A 16,847-nucleotide genomic window follows, 5' to 3' on the forward strand; every position below is an offset into this window, starting at 1 on the left:
TACTTAAGGTAACCGCAATACACGAGCTCTTCCTAAGAATGGATGCCAATCAGCCTTGCTGGGTTTGTCGCAACCATCCGGTAAATATCATCCGGGGAGAATTGATAATCGAGCATGCTGGCAATCATTGTTCTCATGCCTTGTACAGGGGTTGGTGCCGCGCGGATGCCATAGTCCGTTCCGAGGACGAACTGATCAATTCCCACTTCACGGATGGTTTTCATCCATTTCGTCGCGTTTGAGTACCGGCCGAGCTCAGCTCCCATGTCCATATATTCCCTTTCTACATAGTAATGGGTTCGGGGAACATCAGGATACAGCCAATCGACAAGGCAGGCCTCCAGAAAAGCACCCCTGGCCGCAGCGGATTTCTGCTCTTCAATCGTCATTTGTCCGCGTACAGGATGAGCGATCAGCACCTTGGCAATACCGTATTGTTCCGCAAGGTCCAGCAGTCGGAAGGCTTCGGGCACGGATACATGGCCGGTATTCAGATATACCTCCGGATGTTCTGCTACCATGCTTAAGATTTCATCCAGCTCTTCGGGAACGGGGCCTTCCAGCGGGATCGACGTTGCCACACTCAACTCCTTCTCGGCAAACCGTGGAAAGGCATCCTTGAACGGAACCAACTTACCATCGATCAGTGTCGATTCCCTCTCAGCTGAATAACGTGTACAATGTGATCCGAAGCTGATGAAGCGACAACCCTCTTCCATATGCAGTGCGGTTTTGACGGAACGAGGATTCATCCCCCCATGACAGGAATTCATCAAATAACCTCCATACGTGTGAATGCCTGGTACATGACGGTTCACTACCCAAGCCATCCCTGAAGCCCAGCCAAATACATCATAATATACAATGCTCTTCATGCCTGCGGCTGCAGCTTCCTGTGCTACCTGGATCGGGTCCAGATGCCCCGGGTTTGAGTTCAATACCGGACCGGCATGGACATGACTATCAATGGCTCCAATTAGCAGTTCATCCGGCAGTTCCATTGATCTGCGGTAAAACGATTCATTCCATTTGGAACAGTCCGGTGTCCGCTTCTGCGGTTGTTCTTGATTGTGATCGAAAGTTAGCATAGTAATTCCTCCATTGGCTATGAATTTGGGTAGATTATAATTATCCTTTAACAGCTCCGGCCATGACCCCGGCAATAATCCGTGAACTGAACACAAAATAGATAATCGTGACAGGCAGCATCGACAGAATCATTCCGGCCATCAATTGAGGATAGTTAGTGCTGTGCTGTGATTTGAAATAGGACATCCCGAGCGGAACCGTGCGCAGCGACTCGTCATTGAGCAGCACCAGTGCAAACGAAAATTCGTTCCAGCAGGAAAAAAATTGAAGAATGGCGACCGTGGTCAGCACCGGTATGGCAATTGGAAGCATGATACGGTACATCGTTCCGCTGAAACTGAGGCCGTCGATCGCTGCCGCTTCTTCAATTTCTTTTGGAATGCCAGCCACGTAGCTGCTGATCAGCATGATTGGTAGAGATAGGTTAAAGGCAATATAAGGAATAATTAGTGTATACCATTGATCTGCTAAGCCAAAATTTTTAAACAGGAGATAAAGAGGAACAAGTAGTGCATGAATTGGAACCAGCATACCGAAGAGGTAATAAAAGATCATCACTTTCTTTCCCTTGAAGTCGATGCGGGCCGTGATGTAGCCTGTTACATATGAAATTGCTGTAATGCCGATGACTGACAAGAGGGTCACCCTCGCGCTGTTCCATGACAACTGAAGCATATTGGCCAGTTTGATTGCTTCCAAATAATTTCCGAACTGTGGTGCGCTGGGCAGACTAAGAATGTTGTTGGCGAATTCTGCTTGCGTCTTTAGTGAGGAATAACCGATCCAGAGCAGAGGCAATATGCAGCTGGCTGTAAAAAGAAGCATTAGGGCATTCACTGCCAACTTTGCCGGACTGGGAAGGAACCGTCGCGTGCTCCGCTGCGTTTGTAGTTCCAGTTGCAACTCCATTAGTATGCACCTCCCTTGGAATCCCGGCGCTGAAGTGCCAGCGTGGAAAGCAGGATCAAGAGCATGGTCAGCGCAATAATCGCAATGGCTAGTGCAGATCCGTATCCATACCGGAAACGAAGGAAAGAGGTTTCGTATGCATACAGAGCCATCACGGAGGATGAGTTACCCGGACCGCCTCCGGTCAATGCGTAGATATGCTCGAAGCCGCGCATGTTGTTGGCAATACAGAGCAGAGAGGCAACGACAAGGGTCGGCTTGGCTAGGGGAATAATGATATACCAGGCTTTTCGGACACCTGTAGCCCCGTCCAGCTCAGCAACCTCCAGAACTTCTTTGTTAATGGATGACAGTCCGGCCAGCATTAGCAGTGTAAAGAACCCGATATTTTGCCAGGACAGAGGTATTGAGGCCAGCAGAACGATTGGGCCCGTCAGATCCAGCCAAGATTGCACCAATACATCAAGACCAAGCTTGGTCAATCCTGCATTTAGTAAACCGTAATTATAGTTGTATATGAGCATCCATAGAAATGCGATGATTATCGGGGCAAGTGTGGAGGGGAAATAACTCATCGTCCGATGCAGCCCTTTGAGTTTTACCATCTTGGACATCAGCAGCAGGGCGAAAACAAAGCCGAACCCTACTTGTCCAATCAAGCCATAAGCTGTCATCAGCACATTATTCAGAAATGAATGCCAGAACACATTGTCCTGCAGAATTTCCTTGTAGTTTTCAATGCCGATATACGTTTTTTTTGGGCCCCCCGTCCAGGAGTAGAAGCTGTCTCGGAAAGCGGCAAATATGGGAACCAACACGACAAATGAATAGATAATGAGACCCGGAAGCAGATATGCCAGAAGCACCCATCCTTTCGGTCGCAGCGCCTTGCCCATGTTCTCACTCCTCCAATAATAGTTTATGGATTATTTAAAAAAGTCTCATAGGCTTGTTGGGTTTCCTCAGCCAGCTGCTCTGGTGTTCTGGAACCGGCCATTACCCCTTGAATCCCCGTATTTAGCACTTCTACGATCGAAGCATCAAACCAGAGGTCAAAGATTTTAGTCGCGTCAGCCGCCGCGCTGGCCTCGTAAGCAGCCAGTGCTACCGGATGCAACTTCCCTGTATCGAAATCTCCGGGATCATAGGCTGGAAAGCCTCCGACTTCTGCCATTAGCTTGGCGCTATCCGAACCGGTCATATACTCTAACATCGTCATGATGGCGTCTAACTTTTCTCCGGCTTCTACGCCGGAGTTAACGCTATAATAGACACCGGCGCCTCCAGAAGAACTGAGCGGATTGCCAAGCCCGCCCACAACGCCAGGAAAGACGGCAACTCGTGTTCCAGCCGCAATCCCTTCGGGGGCATTGTTCACGATGTTCATCGCTGACCAGATCCCGCTGACAAATGCCGCTGAGCGTCCTTCAAAATAATAATTAACCATGGTGTCGGTATCCACAGAATTCAGATCCTTGTTCAGATAACCGGCTTTCGCCAGCTCACGCATCATGCTGATTCCATGTACGAAACCGTCGTCGGTAAATTGAGCGCCGCTACCGTTTAGAATGGACTCCGTCCATTGCGGACCGTTGATCCGATCGGTCAATGCACTGATCCAGCTGGACATGGCATAACCTTTGGACTTGTCTCCGTATGAGAACAGGTTAATGCCTTTGTCAGCCAGCTTTTCTCCGGCATCCATCAGATCCGGCCAGGTCGATGGGAATTGGTCATAGCCGATGCTACCGAACAGATCGGCATTATAATAGATAAGATGCGTAGGCCCTGCTGCAATGGGTATCCCATAAACTTGACCTTCGCGGGTTCCGGCATCCAGTGTTCCTGAACGGTAACCATCTCGCCACTCTGGCCGCTTGTCCAATTCTTCATTCAAAGGCAGTACGATTTCGTTGTCCACAAAATTGGTCATCCATGAGCCAGGCACGATAAAGACATCAGGCATATCATCGGCTGCTGCCAGTGCCTGAGCTTTGATAGAATAGTCCTCGTTCTGAAGCTGCTCTTCTATGATCTCGACATTCGGATAATCTTCCATGAAACGCTTCAATCCATCGAGTACTGCGGTGTCCTCTGGACTTTTGCCGATATTGGACTCCTGATACCTGTGCAGAAGCGATATCGTAACGTTTTTGCCACTTTCAGCCGTTGCCTCCTCGTTATCTCCGCTTCCGCAAGCACTTAGCACAGACGATGCTATCACCAATAGTCCCAACATGAACGACCGTTTGTTCAAATCTCTCCACTCCTTTGGATGCATTTTCAGGTTGTTTAGAATCCGAAATTGGATACAATCCTATCCAAAAAAAATCACTTCTGAAAGATCTCTTTAAAATTTAGGACATTGGGCGCCGTTTCTGTGAAATTCAGAGAACGTTCGATTTGCCAGAGATGTTCTGTCATAATCCGGGCCGCCAGTTCCCCATCTTGCTGCAGAATAGCAGCTAGCAAGTCTACATGATCGTGGCAGAAGCTCTGATTTGTCCCGTACAGGGCAATGATTACCGAGGTGAGCGAGATCAACTCCTCCAGAAAATGATAGTAGTAATAGTTATCCGATAGTTCTGCCAGCTTAAGGTGTATATCTACCGTGACATCCAATGCACCAACGACATCGCCATCATGGCTAGCCTGATGCTCCTCCCGGATCAGAACCTCCAGCGGGGATAATTGCTCGGGCTTCACGGTCGTGCACAGCTTCCGGACCATTGAAGTTTCGATGACCCTGCGCATTTCAAAGACCTCTCTTGCTTCATCAACGCTAGGACAAGAGACAAAAGCCCCCCGGTAAGGAATAACCGTGACCAGCTTCTCCATCGCAAGCCTTCTCAGCACATTTCTTATTGGAGTGCGGCTAACCTCAAAAGCCTCCGCCAGTGCATCCTCCACCAGTTGTGAGTTAGGCAGAAGCTTGTGCTGTGTGATTGCTAGTTTGATGTCCTGGTAGATTTCCCTCTCCTTCCCTTTGGTCATATCCGGCATCACTCCATCTCTCTAGGGATACATACTAATCAAGAATGATATCTTAATTGAGTATTATGATAGTTTTAGTCTTATGTAACGTCAATATATATAACGTTATTTCGGAAAAATGCACAATAAAACTATTTTTATTACTGTTTCTTAATTTATAACTCCCAAAACCGGATGAAACCTTACATTGAAATGCGATATCTTTATCAAAGTGGCTATCTATAAATGAATAAAGACATTAGATGAAGATCTGTTTATGCTTCACTTACTATATGTGACGATTATGCATCCCACGGCCTTGCGCCAAAGTATTAGGAGATTCGGCACGTTGACTTATCAACGATTCCTCATTATAATTCGGACATCGAGAGCCGAGCAGATACTGCTTGCCATATGTCTATGTAAGAATTCTGACAGCTTTCAAAGAATGGATCTAATCTGTAACAAACTCAACAGTGAAAGATGTGAGGAATTATGAGTAAACAAAAGTTATACTACGGTAAAGAGATCGAGGTCATGTTTAATTCGGATGTCTGCATTCATTCCGGTATTTGCGTAAAGGGCCTCCCTGCTGTTTTTGATTTAAGCAAGCGCCCTTGGGTTGATCCCGATGGCGACACTTCGGAGGCCATTGCCCGGCATATTGACACATGTCCAAGTGGAGCATTGACGTATAAGCTTCTGGACGGTGAATATTCAACAAAGAAAGAGGATGAACATGCATAACGTAGAACATGAACCTGATAATAAAAGATTCCTTATTCAAGATAACGGTGACATTGCTGCGGTGATGACGTATGTAATCTCAAGTCCGGAGCTTTACATTATTGATCACACTTTGGTGGAAAATGCTTACCGAGGACAAGGGCTTGGCGATAAACTTATCAAAGCGATGGTCGAATACGCGCGGGAAAACGGTATTAAGATTTTACCTTTGTGCCCGTTTGCCAAGGGGCGTTTTGAACGTATTTCCGAATACGCGGATGTTCTACATCAATAATAACTAATAATGATGCCAATAAAAGAGAAAAGAGCCTGAGGTTACGAGATTTCTTCGTCCCCCTCAGGCTCTTCTCCTATCTGTCAATCGTACTTCCGTTACCCTTCGCGATTATACTTTTTCGCTTAAACCAACGACAGTTTCAAACGGTCGCAACATCATTGGCAGCATGCCATTCTCATAGTTGGTTAGCCAGACCTCTGAGAAGTTGAGGCCAAGCTCATCTTCCCCAAGCTCCACGATGTGTTCAGTAAGATTGATTACTACCAGCACCTGTTGGTCTGCCAGTGTACGTGTATATGCAAATACACTCGGATGATCCGGCATAAGGAGCTCATAGATCCCATAAGTCAGCGTATTGTGTTCTTTTCGCAGCTGAATCATTTGTTTGTAAAAGTGAAGTACGGAACGTGGTTCCTGAAGTTGACTCTCAACATTAATATTGACGTAATTGTCATTTACCTTTAGCCATGGCGTACCGGTGGTAAACCCGGCCTCTTTGGCCGTAGACCACTGCATCGGCGTTCTGGAATTATCGCGACTCGAAGCCCATATGATGTTCATGATTTCCTCATGTGACATCCCCTCTTCGCGTTTGATCTGATATAAATTCCAATCGGCAATATCGTTATAATCCTCTATGGAAGGGTAAGCCACGTTTGTCATGCCTATCTCTTGCCCCTGATATATGAAAGGTGTGCCTTGCATGAAAAAGTACATGGCTCCAAGTGCTGTGGCACTTTCATACCAATACTCCGTATCATTTCCCCAAGATGAAACTTTTCGGGGTTGATCGTGATTTTCAATAAACAAAGCATTCCAGCCGACGCCTTCCAGTGATTTTTGCCACTTGGTCAAGACGTTTTTCAATTTTGGAACATCCAGTTGCCTGTCTGTGCTGTTTTTCCAAAGGTCCAGGTGTTCGAATTGAAAGACCATATTAAATTTCCCTCTGACTTCACATATCCAATCCAGCAGATCTTCTTGGTCTTCTACCTTAACTCCATTCGCTTCCCCAACAGTCACGACGTCATATTTGGATAATGTATTCTCTTTCATTTCTTGCAGATAATTCTGGATTCCTTTGACATTCATATGCTTTTCAAAAGAAGAGATGTATTTGACGCCTTCTCGGATTGGCATGTCCAAGAGGCCCTCTTCTTTGTGAATATGGCTGATTGCATCGACACGGAAACCATCAATACCTTTATCCAGCCACCAATTCATCATTTCATAAATGGATTTCCGAACTTCCTGATTTACCCAATTCAAATCCGGTTGTTTTTTGGAGAACAGATGGAGATAGTACTGTCCGGAGACGTCATCATATTCCCAAGCAGAACCGCCAAAGATGCTCTCCCAGTTGTTCGGTTCATCTTCGTTCTTCCCATCTCTCCAGATGTACCAATCCCGTTTGGGGTTATCCAGCGAAGCTCTGGATTCAATAAACCATGGGTGTTCGTCGCTTGTATGATTGATCACCAAGTCCATGATGATTTTCATGCCCCGGTGATGCACTTCATGCAGTAATTGATCGAAGTCCGCCATCGTACCGAATTCATCCATAATGGAACAGTAATCGCTGATGTCATAACCATTATCGTCGTTGGGTGACTTATACATCGGGCAGATCCAGATCAGATCAATGCCGAGATCTTGAATATAATCCAGTTTTGAAATGATCCCCTTAATGTCGCCAATGCCATCCCCGTTGGAATCCATGAAGCTTCTCGGATAGATTTGATAAGCTACTGCTTCTTTCCACCATACTCTTTTCATTGAATACAATCCTTCTTTCTCGACCACTTTATAAACCGCACGAATCAATCACACAGGCCACTACGAGAACAGTACCATCTTCCGATCGCTGTTATCCCCAGATTTTTTGATTCCCCTTTTTCAAGGGAAAAATCCGGTGATAAAGGCGAGCGCTTCGCTTCTCCAGATTGGTTCTGCCTCTCCGTTAACGTGTGTCTGTTTTTCGCGGATTATATAGACTTTATTTATAGTATTATGTTTCTAAGCCTTGATAAGGTACATTCTTGCTTCGTATGGACGCAATTCGCTCTCTGACATTTCACCTGTATAATTGGATATCAACAGCTGATTTGGCTCTGTCAATTGCTCCTGAAGCGGAAGTTCAGTCGTATATCCCTGGAAATTGCATATGACAAGAATTGTCGTACCATACAACGATCGGGTATAAGCAAACACGTCTTGATTCTCTGGAAAGACCAGCTCATAATCTCCATATACGATGACTTCATGATCTTTTCTCAGTTGGATTAACTTCCGGTAATAATGGAATATGGATTCAGGGTTACTCAAACTTTCCTCAGCATGGATATGCGTATAATTTGGATTCACCTTAATCCAAGGTTCCCCTCGTGTAAAACCCGCGTTATCGGAAGCATCCCATTGCATAGGTGTGCGTGCATTATCACGTCCCTTGGCGTAGATCGACTCCATCACGCTTTGTTCAGGATAACCTTTCCCCATTCTTTCCTTATAAAAGTTGAGCAATTCAATATCCCGATAATCCTCGATCGAATATTGAACATTCGTCATACCCAGCTCTTCACCCTGATATATGTAAGGCGTACCTTGCATGCCATGAAGAAGGGTCGCCAACATTTTAGCCGATTCAACTCTGAATTCTCCATCATTTCCCCAACGTGATACGATACGTGGCAAGTCATGGTTGTTCCAGAACAGACTGTTCCAGGCATCGCCCTTGAGCTCCGTTTGCCACTTGGACAGCACTGTTTTTAATGCCATCACATCCAAAGGTTTAAGATCCCACTTTCCTTTACCTTCTTGTTCGTCCAAGCCGATATGTTCAAATTGGAAAACCATTGAGAACTCGCTTCCGTCCGGGTTGCTGTACAGTTTGGCGATTTCTGGAGTGGCACCCCATGTTTCTCCAACGGTTAGCAGGCCTTCCGCTTTTTGAAACGTCTCCTTGCTCAGTTCCCTGATATATTTATGCAGATTAGGCCCGTTTCCCGTAATCTTCAAATCCGGTTCTTTGCCGATTAAGTCGATCACGTCAAGTCGAAAACCACCAATACCCTTGTCAATCCACCAATTGATCATGTTGTATATCTCCTGCCGGACTTTTGGGTTTTCCCAGTTGAGATCGGGCTGCTTTACGGAAAATAGATGCAAATAATATTGCCCGATCTCAGGCACCCATTCCCAGGCTGAACCACCAAAGGTGGACCCCAAGTCGTTCGGAAGCGTTCCTTCCACGCCATCTCTCCAGACATAATAGTCATGGTACGGATTGTCTTTGCCTTTTTTGGCTTCTTGAAACCAGGGGTGTTCATCCGAGGTATGGTTCAACACCAAGTCCATAATGATTCGAATGTCTCGTTTCCCGGCCTCCTGAATTAATGTTTCCATATCTTCCAAAGACCCAAACATCGGATCGATGTCCTGATAATCTGAAATATCATACCCAAAATCATCTTGAGGAGACTTGCAAACGGGTGATAACCAGATCGCACCGATGCCGAGTTCCTGCAAATACTCCAATCGGGACACAATGCCTTCCAAGTCACCGATTCCATCACCGTTACGATCTTGAAAGCTGCGTGGATATATTTGATATACAACGGTTTCTTTCCACCATTTTTTATTTTCCATGTTCCATTCAACCTTTCTGATGCTATTCTTTGACCGATCCTACGACAATGCCAGTCACAAAGTATTTTTGCAGCAGCGGATAAATCAGCAATAGCGGGATAACAGCGACTACGATTTTAGCTGCGTTCAGGTTTTTGTTCGAAATTTCAGTCAGGTTGCTGAGTTCGCTGGAATTCGTGCCGGCTTGAAGCAAATCGGCAATATTCACGTTAAGGGACTGAATATAGGTCATTAGCGGATAATTGCTGACTTTGGTCATATAGATCAAACCACTGAAGAAATCATTCCATGTACCCACGATACTGAATAAGGCGACTGTCGCCAGCGCAGGAATGGACACAGGGACATACACTTTGAACAAGACCTGAAGGGGATTCGCTCCATCGATAAACGCTGCTTCTTCAAGCGCTCTAGGTACAGCAGAGAAGAAATTCATCACAAGGATGACACTGAATATGGGAACAGCTCCTGGCAGAACCAGTGCCCATATCGTATTCAGCATGTCCAGGTTTTTGATCAGCAGGTAACTCGGAATCATGCCTCCACTAAACAACATGGCAAAAATCATGATATTCATATAAATGTTTCTGCCTTTAAATTCCCTTTTCGATTTGGATAGCGGATAAGCCATCAAAATAATCAGAATCATGTTAAGCACAAGGGTAAGCGCGACACGTAGAACAGATATGCCAAAGGAACGCCAGAACTGTGCATCATCAATAATTTTGGTATAGGCTGCTGTTGTAAAATTGACCGGAACGAGGCCTACAGCATTCGCGGATACCGCCTCGCTGCTGCTGAATGAAATGGCGACGATATTCCATAACGGAAGAAGGCAGACCAATGCCAGCATGATGACGATGACATAGATGACAAACCGGCCAATTCGATCTTTAAAGTTTGCAGAATAGGACACAGGTTTGGCCTCCTTAGAATATTTTTCTGTCCGTATATTTTTTGGCCAACTGGTTGGCAGACAAGAGCAAGACAATACCGATTACGGACTTGAACAAACCAACAGCTGTACCGAAGCTATACTGTCGCCCAACGAGACCGATCCGATAAACATAGGTATCCAGAATGTCGCCCGACTCATAGACAACCGGGTTATACAGATTATAGACTTGATCGAAACCGGCGCTCAAAATGTTGGTCAGGCTCATTACGCCCATGAGCAGAATAATAGGCAGCATGCCTGGCAATGTAATATGCCACACTTTTCTCCACCAACTAGCTCCATCCATTCCTGCGGCTTCATACAGACCGGGATCAATGGACGTAATCGCAGCCAAATAGACGATAGAACTGTAACCAAACTCTTTCCATACATCTGTACCAATAATCAGTGGCTGGAACCAGGTGTTGCTGCCAAGGAAATTAATATTTTCCAAGCCAAAGAACGCCAACATTTGATTCACAATGCCATCCAGACTGAACATGTTGACAACGACGGATGCCAGTACAACCCAGGATAGAAAGTGTGGCAGATAAACAATCGTCTGCACGGATTTTTTAACGTATTTGATACGAATTTCATTTAATAAAACGGAAAAAATGATAGCCATCATCGTTCCGAGCAAAATTTTGCCAATCGCAATTACCAACGTATTGCTGACGACCTGCGCGATATCCGGCAGCTTGAACATATACATAAAATGCTTCAGGCCAACAAATTCGGAGCCGAACATGCCCTTGGCCGGTATATAGTCCTGAAACGCCGTAATGATGCCGACCATTGGAACATAGCTGAATACAAGCAAAAACAAAATGCCAGGCAGCATCATCATATGGTACATCGCACCTGGGCCGAGTCGCCCTCTTGCTTTCAAATTCCCCTGTTTCATGGATGAACCCCTTTCCTGAAGAAAGGCTGCGTATCGCAGCCCTGCCACTGTTCATGGATATTATTGTTTCGATGCGATCTCATCTTCAATTTCCTGAATGACTTGATCACCACCTTGTTTCTTCCAGTTACTGACGAATGTATCGAAGTAATCGAGTGGTTCTGAACCCGTTACGATTTTGATAAACGATTCCTGTTCCAACTTCGTCAGATTAGCCCATGTCTGTTTCATACTTGGTGTAGTGCCAGAGAAAGCAGGTGTCATCCAGACAAATTTGTTTTCCTCAGTTAGTTTGTCGATCAGTCCAACTCCGTTGATCCGCGAATGATATTTTGACCAAGCAGTCACATCATCCGTATCCATGTCACTCAAATAGGTTTTGATGCTTCCAATATTGTTCTTCGATTCGGTTGTTCGAACCTCATCCAGGGTAATTTCTCCTTTAATGCCGCGTACAACATCAGAGTAATCATCCAGCAGCGATGTAGCCGAATTGACTTCGATATTAAAAGGTCTCGTGGAACCGTCTACCCCAGTCTCCTGATACTTGGCAGCTTCCGGCATGGTTGTTGCAACATCTTTATCATTGGCAAGTTTATCGTAGAACAGGTTTACAATCTTAACGGCCAGTTCAGGGTGTTCATATCCTTTTCTTACCACAATAAACTGATTGGATGGATTGGCATGCGCCACGTTGACCTTGCCGTTTGCATCCTCCAACGTATAAGCCGAGAATTTCGCATTTTTATCCATCTGCTTCGCGCTAATCAGTCCCCAGTCAGGGATATGCCACGGTCCAAAGGCGATACCGCTTTGGCCATTGGCGTAGAGTGCGGTAATATCATCAAACGTGCGGGTTCCAAATTGCGGGTCTATAATGCCATTCTTGAACCAATCCGCCATGGTGCCCAGCATTTTCTTCGTTTCTTCTGTCGTGGAACCATACACGATTTTGCCGTCTTCACCATTCATCCAATATTGCGGGAAGGCTCCCTCGGTTGAGGCCACACCCAGCATCGTATAAGCAGAGCCATTATAATCTGTTGTATTCATCGTGTTCACAAATGGAATACCTACCGGGTTTCCGGATTGGCCAGGATCTCTTTTCAGGAATTCCAGTGCTGTTTTCTCCACTTCATCCAGTGAAAGGGCACCGTCTCCGTCTGCATCCAGTTGAATCCCCAGCAGATCCAGCCAATCTTGACGGACCCAAACCATCGTTGGTGCGGAATCCAGAGAAGTCGCCGGGAGGCCCATCAAACGTCCGTCAATCGTCGCATTGTCTAATGCACGTCCATCATAGGAATCGTACATCTGCTTGATATTATCCGTGGCATATTGATCGTAAATGCCTGTCAGATCCTCAATCAGGTCATTATCAACCAGTTCTTTCAGTTCGTCTTTGGAATCGACGCGCATCATGTCAGGCAATTCCCCGGATGCGATGGCGAGCGAAACTTGACGGCTATAATCTTCGCCATTGGCTTCAAATTGATCTGTAATCTTGGCGTTAAACGCGTCTTTGACCAGCCGGGTATACGCATTATTCTCATAGGTATCTCCAGCCGGCAGTTTCGGGTTGGCTGTGGTTACTCGTCCCATGGTTACGGTGATTTCGTCTTTATAGGCACTGAACGGATCTCCCGGCGTTACCTCATATTTGCCTGCTTCCTCTGCAGTAGGAGGGTTGGAAGAGTCTCCACATGCCGCTAGGGCTGCAACCATCAAGGCAGACATGGACAGCACGGCGAGACGCTTCGTCAACCGGTTGCTTTTCATAGACCAATTAGTTCTCATCTCATTCGATTCCCCTTTATTCTGATGTTCAATATTTGTTTGCGCTTTCATTATAAAATGAAGTGAAGACCGATCGAGATAGGGATTGTACTGTCGTTTGGATAGAGAAATGTATCCGGTTTTCAACCGGTGTCATGAAGCATTGGTTAGCTTGTGATCATATATCCTACCTACTGACTTACATTCATCTATCTGCCCTTATGCTTGATCAAAAACAAAAGCCGTCAGCTCCTAAACCAGGAAGCTGGCAGCCTTAATTGATCAACAATCGATAAAATGTCTCTTGAATCCTTTATATGACGGCCTACAACGGATCATTTGGGAATACGGCGACTTCTTGGATGGAAGAGACCTCGGGAAGATGTCCGCTATTTATTTCCTCTACCTAACTGCCGATACTCACTTGGCAGAAGGCCTGTCAGTTCGCGAAAAATCCGGCTGAAATATTTTTCATCTGTATAACCTACTCGCTCCGCAATCCAGAAAATCGTGTTATTCGTATTGAGCAAGTACTCTTTGGATTTCTCTACCCGGATGAAGCGGGAGTACTCATTAAAGGTTTTCCCCATCAGATCTTTGAAACATTGACTGAAATAGCTTCGGCTGATGTTGAGTTGTTGGGATAGAGCTGAAGCTGTGTAGGCCTGTTCCAAATCCTGCTGCACGATCATCACCGCTTTTTTCACGGCATCGATGATTTCCTGTGAATACGAAATCTGTTCATCGGCCTTTCGAATGCTTGCAGCAGTCTGTTTAATCCATTCTTCAACCTCGTACCAGGACTCGAAAGAATGGATCATCGAGATCCTTCCAAGGGTAGTTTGGGCAAAAAGGTGGTTCCACTCCATCACGATCGAGTACAGCAATCCCATCAACTGACCTTTATGTAATCGTAATGAGTTGAACTGGTCCATAAGTTGGTTGTAGTAGCTGTCATGGTGGGTCCATGGGGTTTGGAACCAACTTTGTTTAATCCGGTCAATGTCTTCATCCTGCGGTTCTTTTGAAAATGTATCTTCCTCATTCATCGAAACGGCAATGACTTGGTTATTGGGGTTGTACGCATAGAATAAAGACGTCTCTGTATAATTCATAATCCAGTTTTTGATTTGCGACCATGTTCGCTCTTGTACATCAGATAAAACCAACAACGTACTTTGGGGAACTTGATTCAGGGATTCCTTTAATTGCAGGAATAGTTGATCCTCTTCGTTTTGGGGTGCTACCCACATCCAGCTATTTCGCTCAACCTCCCATTGGATCTGATTACCATGCACAGTTAGCTCTATTGGCCATTTGTGTTCTGATTTGCGATCCTGTGAAACTAGTGCATAGACACTTGAATACTGGACGTTGATTTCATTCTGTGAAGGCATCTTTGTTTTCGTGCTCGACAACCCGCTAATTCGGGTATGTATCCGATGCAGAACATGTTCGAATTGCTCTTTCTCCAGCTGCACTTTGGCTATATAGTCGATGGCTCCGAGCCTCAGCGCTTCCTGGATATAATCGAAATCCTGATGCAGTGTCAACACGACGATATGAAGTTCCGGATAGAGCTGCCTCGCAGCTCGCATCAATTCGATCCCTGACATGACGGGCATCGCAAGATCCGTCAGCATCAGATCGACCGGTTGTGATTTTAAGAAATCCAGCGCTTTCGCCCCGTTGCTTGCTTCACCTACGACTTCCATGTTGAACTCGTTCCATGGCATCGCAGAGCTAATGCCTTTACGTACCAGCTTATCATCATCTACAATCAATACCTTAATCATGCCGAGATATCTTCTCCTTTAATAGGCAATACGAGCAGTATGCTTGTCCCTGTTCCCAATTCACTCTCGATCACCAGTTGTGCTTCATCTCCGTACTGTGCCTTCAACATGCGGTGAACGTAATTGAGTCCGATGCCCATCCCTACTTTTTGTTGTTCAGCTTCACGATTGTTCAGCAGATTATGAATGGTTTCCTCGGTCATGCCTGCACCATTATCTTGTATCATAATGTTCAATGTTGCTGTGCATGTCACTTCAATTTGAATAAAACCTTCGTCACTCAATCCATGATATAACGAATTTTCAACCAGCGGTTGCAGAATAAAGCGGGGCACAGGAATTTGAAGCACTTGTTCATCTGCAGTAATGCGGACGTCAAATTCAAAGTCATATCGAATTTGCTGCAAAATCAGATACTGCCTTAACGCATCAATCTCCTCTTCCATTGTGGACACTTGTCCTAATTTGCCCAAATTGTAATAGAGCAGCTTGTTCAACGACTGTACCAGCTTGTCGATCTCCCCTTGTCCGTTCATGACCGCCAGCCAGTGCACCGTATCCAGCGTATTCATCAGGAAGTGCGGGTTGATCTGATAGAGCAGTTTCTCCACTTCCAGATCTGCACGAATCTTCTCTTTCTGCTGCACTTCCCTGAAGAGGTCACCGATTTGATGCTGCATATTCGAAAATTCACCCAACAGAAAATCGAATTCGGGAATCTGAGTGCGCGCTCGGCTCCCTGTCATTTGTGGATTCTTGGACATCCCATTGATCTCCGAATGGAACAGACCGAGTGGTTTGTAGACCATCTTCCACAGGAGCCAAGCGAGAAACACGGTAAAGCCGAGGAAAAATAAAGCGACAAGCAAAATTTGAAGCAACCACTGGTTTTTCTCCTGTTGATATTGAGACTGTGAAATGACCGATACGACACTCCATTTCTGTGAGGAATCCTCCTTGAACCAGTGATACCCGCGGGATATTCCGTCCTTGGCAGGATCGGCCGTTAAGCTGGTGAAATTCTCTCCTACCTTCATGGCTTCCGGTATTTCGCTGTACACAATGTTGCCTTTACCATCCAGGATGAGATGAGATAATGCGCCGTTGTATTGATTGTAGCCCAAGATATCCTGTGTAAGGCGAAAGCCTGATTCTACGTAAATGAACACGTCGTTCCTCCCGGAAAGTTGTACTTTTCGCATAGCAGACAGAACGAGTTGATCATCAAATCGGTTCATACTCATATGAGGGCCATAGTACTTAATGCCATAGGTTTGGAAGAGCACAGGCAAAGACTCGGGAGATAAACGATCCTTGATTGGAAAGTTGCCGAACTGCGTAGTACCTTCTTTTTGAAAGTAATATAGGGTCAATCCGATATTAGGATTGGTGAAGGTGACAACGCTTAACTCATTCTTTATTTCGTCCCTGGCCTCAATCAGTTCGAAGATATCGGAGGACGGGTTCAAGAATTCATCCATTCTTTTGCCTAAAGTACCCCTGTAAGATAATTGCTGCGTAACGTGATTCAGATTGGTGATTGAGTTCTCCAATGAGGATGTCACCTGCTGTAAATTGCTACGGATGCCATCATCGATCTTATTTGCGAAAATGGAGTCGATCGTATAGTAAGAAATCGCAAATATACTGATAAAGGGGATAAACGCACTGAGAAAGAACAGTAAAAATATTCTTTTTTTAAGTGTCATGGGGACCTATTCTCCTTCTGAAAATAAAACAGCAAGCCTCCTGCGTATGGAAGCTTGCTCTGAATATACATTCAAGCGGACA

The 16,847-nt window shown here is 45.5% G+C and carries 14 protein-coding genes; 2 read left to right on the forward strand and 12 right to left on the reverse strand.

Annotated features, from left to right (window positions below):
* Window positions 1-32: 32 nt before the first annotated feature.
* The 5 genes from FS628_RS23850 to FS628_RS23870 form a co-directional block, all read right to left on the reverse strand.
* Complete coding sequence (locus FS628_RS23850; RefSeq protein WP_145325459.1) at window positions 33-1,088, reverse strand: DUF6282 family protein; 1,056 nt, start codon at window positions 1,086-1,088, stop codon at window positions 33-35.
* Between the two features lie 40 nt (window positions 1,089-1,128).
* The gene (locus tag FS628_RS23855) at window positions 1,129-1,914 is read right to left on the reverse strand and encodes a carbohydrate ABC transporter permease (protein WP_222125280.1); all 786 of its coding nucleotides are present in this window, start codon (window positions 1,912-1,914) and stop codon (window positions 1,129-1,131) included.
* 83 nt (window positions 1,915-1,997) lie between these two features.
* The gene (locus FS628_RS23860) at window positions 1,998-2,894 is read right to left on the reverse strand and encodes a carbohydrate ABC transporter permease (protein ID WP_145325461.1); all 897 of its coding nucleotides are present in this window, start codon (window positions 2,892-2,894) and stop codon (window positions 1,998-2,000) included.
* A 23-nt stretch (window positions 2,895-2,917) separates the two neighbouring features.
* The gene (locus FS628_RS23865) at window positions 2,918-4,255 is read right to left on the reverse strand and encodes an ABC transporter substrate-binding protein (protein ID WP_186327942.1); all 1,338 of its coding nucleotides are present in this window, start codon (window positions 4,253-4,255) and stop codon (window positions 2,918-2,920) included.
* Between the two features lie 74 nt (window positions 4,256-4,329).
* Complete coding sequence (locus tag FS628_RS23870; RefSeq protein ID WP_186327943.1) at window positions 4,330-4,992, reverse strand: GntR family transcriptional regulator; 663 nt, start codon at window positions 4,990-4,992, stop codon at window positions 4,330-4,332.
* Window positions 4,993-5,466: 474 nt separating this feature from the next.
* Between FS628_RS23870 and FS628_RS23880 the strand changes: the two genes are divergently transcribed.
* Window positions 5,467-5,718 (forward strand): (4Fe-4S)-binding protein, encoded by a 252-nt coding sequence (locus FS628_RS23880; protein WP_145325464.1) that lies wholly within the window; start codon window positions 5,467-5,469, stop codon window positions 5,716-5,718.
* The gene (locus FS628_RS23885) at window positions 5,711-5,992 is read left to right on the forward strand and encodes a GNAT family N-acetyltransferase (RefSeq protein WP_145325465.1); all 282 of its coding nucleotides are present in this window, start codon (window positions 5,711-5,713) and stop codon (window positions 5,990-5,992) included. Before FS628_RS23880 ends, FS628_RS23885 begins: the two co-directional genes overlap by 8 nt.
* Before the next feature lie 111 nt (window positions 5,993-6,103).
* Here FS628_RS23885 and FS628_RS23890 read toward each other — a convergent pair whose 3' ends face one another.
* The 7 genes from FS628_RS23890 to FS628_RS23920 form a co-directional block, all read right to left on the reverse strand.
* Entirely contained in the window at window positions 6,104-7,771 is a 1,668-nt protein-coding gene (locus FS628_RS23890; RefSeq protein WP_145325466.1) for a glycoside hydrolase family 13 protein, read from the reverse strand.
* A 240-nt stretch (window positions 7,772-8,011) separates the two neighbouring features.
* The gene (locus FS628_RS23895) at window positions 8,012-9,640 is read right to left on the reverse strand and encodes a glycoside hydrolase family 13 protein (RefSeq protein WP_145325467.1); all 1,629 of its coding nucleotides are present in this window, start codon (window positions 9,638-9,640) and stop codon (window positions 8,012-8,014) included.
* Window positions 9,641-9,662: 22 nt separating this feature from the next.
* Entirely contained in the window at window positions 9,663-10,556 is an 894-nt protein-coding gene (locus tag FS628_RS23900) for a carbohydrate ABC transporter permease (protein WP_145325468.1), read from the reverse strand.
* A gap of 13 nt (window positions 10,557-10,569) precedes the next feature.
* On the reverse strand, window positions 10,570-11,484 hold the full coding sequence (locus tag FS628_RS23905; RefSeq protein ID WP_145325469.1) for an ABC transporter permease: 915 nt from the start codon (window positions 11,482-11,484) through the stop codon (window positions 10,570-10,572).
* Window positions 11,485-11,544: 60 nt separating this feature from the next.
* Window positions 11,545-13,281 carry a sugar ABC transporter substrate-binding protein gene (locus tag FS628_RS23910; RefSeq protein ID WP_145325470.1) on the reverse strand — a complete coding sequence of 579 codons (1,737 nt, stop codon included), beginning with the start codon at window positions 13,279-13,281 and terminating at the stop codon, window positions 11,545-11,547.
* A 368-nt stretch (window positions 13,282-13,649) separates the two neighbouring features.
* Window positions 13,650-15,056 (reverse strand): response regulator transcription factor, encoded by a 1,407-nt coding sequence (locus tag FS628_RS23915; RefSeq protein ID WP_145325471.1) that lies wholly within the window; start codon window positions 15,054-15,056, stop codon window positions 13,650-13,652.
* Window positions 15,053-16,765 (reverse strand): sensor histidine kinase, encoded by a 1,713-nt coding sequence (locus FS628_RS23920; RefSeq protein WP_145325472.1) that lies wholly within the window; start codon window positions 16,763-16,765, stop codon window positions 15,053-15,055. Before FS628_RS23920 ends, FS628_RS23915 begins: the two co-directional genes overlap by 4 nt.
* Window positions 16,766-16,847 lie beyond the last annotated feature (82 nt).

Origin of the sequence: Paenibacillus xylanexedens (assembly GCF_007676705.1) — a bacterium.
Taxonomy (GTDB): domain Bacteria; phylum Bacillota; class Bacilli; order Paenibacillales; family Paenibacillaceae; genus Paenibacillus; species Paenibacillus xylanexedens_C.

What these genes read in the sequence shown, in the direction of transcription:
- FS628_RS23895 (WP_145325467.1), bottom strand. Translation starts at nt 9,640, where the DNA reads ATGGAAAATAAAAAATGGTGGAAAGAAACCGTTGTATATCAAATATAT.
- FS628_RS23920 (WP_145325472.1), bottom strand. Translation starts at nt 16,765, where the DNA reads ATGACACTTAAAAAAAGAATATTTTTACTGTTCTTTCTCAGTGCGTTT.
- FS628_RS23885 (WP_145325465.1), top strand. Translation starts at nt 5,711, where the DNA reads ATGCATAACGTAGAACATGAACCTGATAATAAAAGATTCCTTATTCAA.
- FS628_RS23915 (WP_145325471.1), bottom strand. Translation starts at nt 15,056, where the DNA reads ATGATTAAGGTATTGATTGTAGATGATGATAAGCTGGTACGTAAAGGC.
- FS628_RS23870 (WP_186327943.1), bottom strand. Translation starts at nt 4,992, where the DNA reads ATGACCAAAGGGAAGGAGAGGGAAATCTACCAGGACATCAAACTAGCA.
- FS628_RS23890 (WP_145325466.1), bottom strand. Translation starts at nt 7,771, where the DNA reads ATGAAAAGAGTATGGTGGAAAGAAGCAGTAGCTTATCAAATCTATCCG.
- FS628_RS23855 (WP_222125280.1), bottom strand. Translation starts at nt 1,914, where the DNA reads ATGCTTCTTTTTACAGCCAGCTGCATATTGCCTCTGCTCTGGATCGGT.
- FS628_RS23860 (WP_145325461.1), bottom strand. Translation starts at nt 2,894, where the DNA reads ATGGGCAAGGCGCTGCGACCGAAAGGATGGGTGCTTCTGGCATATCTG.
- FS628_RS23850 (WP_145325459.1), bottom strand. Translation starts at nt 1,088, where the DNA reads ATGCTAACTTTCGATCACAATCAAGAACAACCGCAGAAGCGGACACCG.
- FS628_RS23905 (WP_145325469.1), bottom strand. Translation starts at nt 11,484, where the DNA reads ATGAAACAGGGGAATTTGAAAGCAAGAGGGCGACTCGGCCCAGGTGCG.
- FS628_RS23880 (WP_145325464.1), top strand. Translation starts at nt 5,467, where the DNA reads ATGAGTAAACAAAAGTTATACTACGGTAAAGAGATCGAGGTCATGTTT.
- FS628_RS23910 (WP_145325470.1), bottom strand. Translation starts at nt 13,281, where the DNA reads ATGAGAACTAATTGGTCTATGAAAAGCAACCGGTTGACGAAGCGTCTC.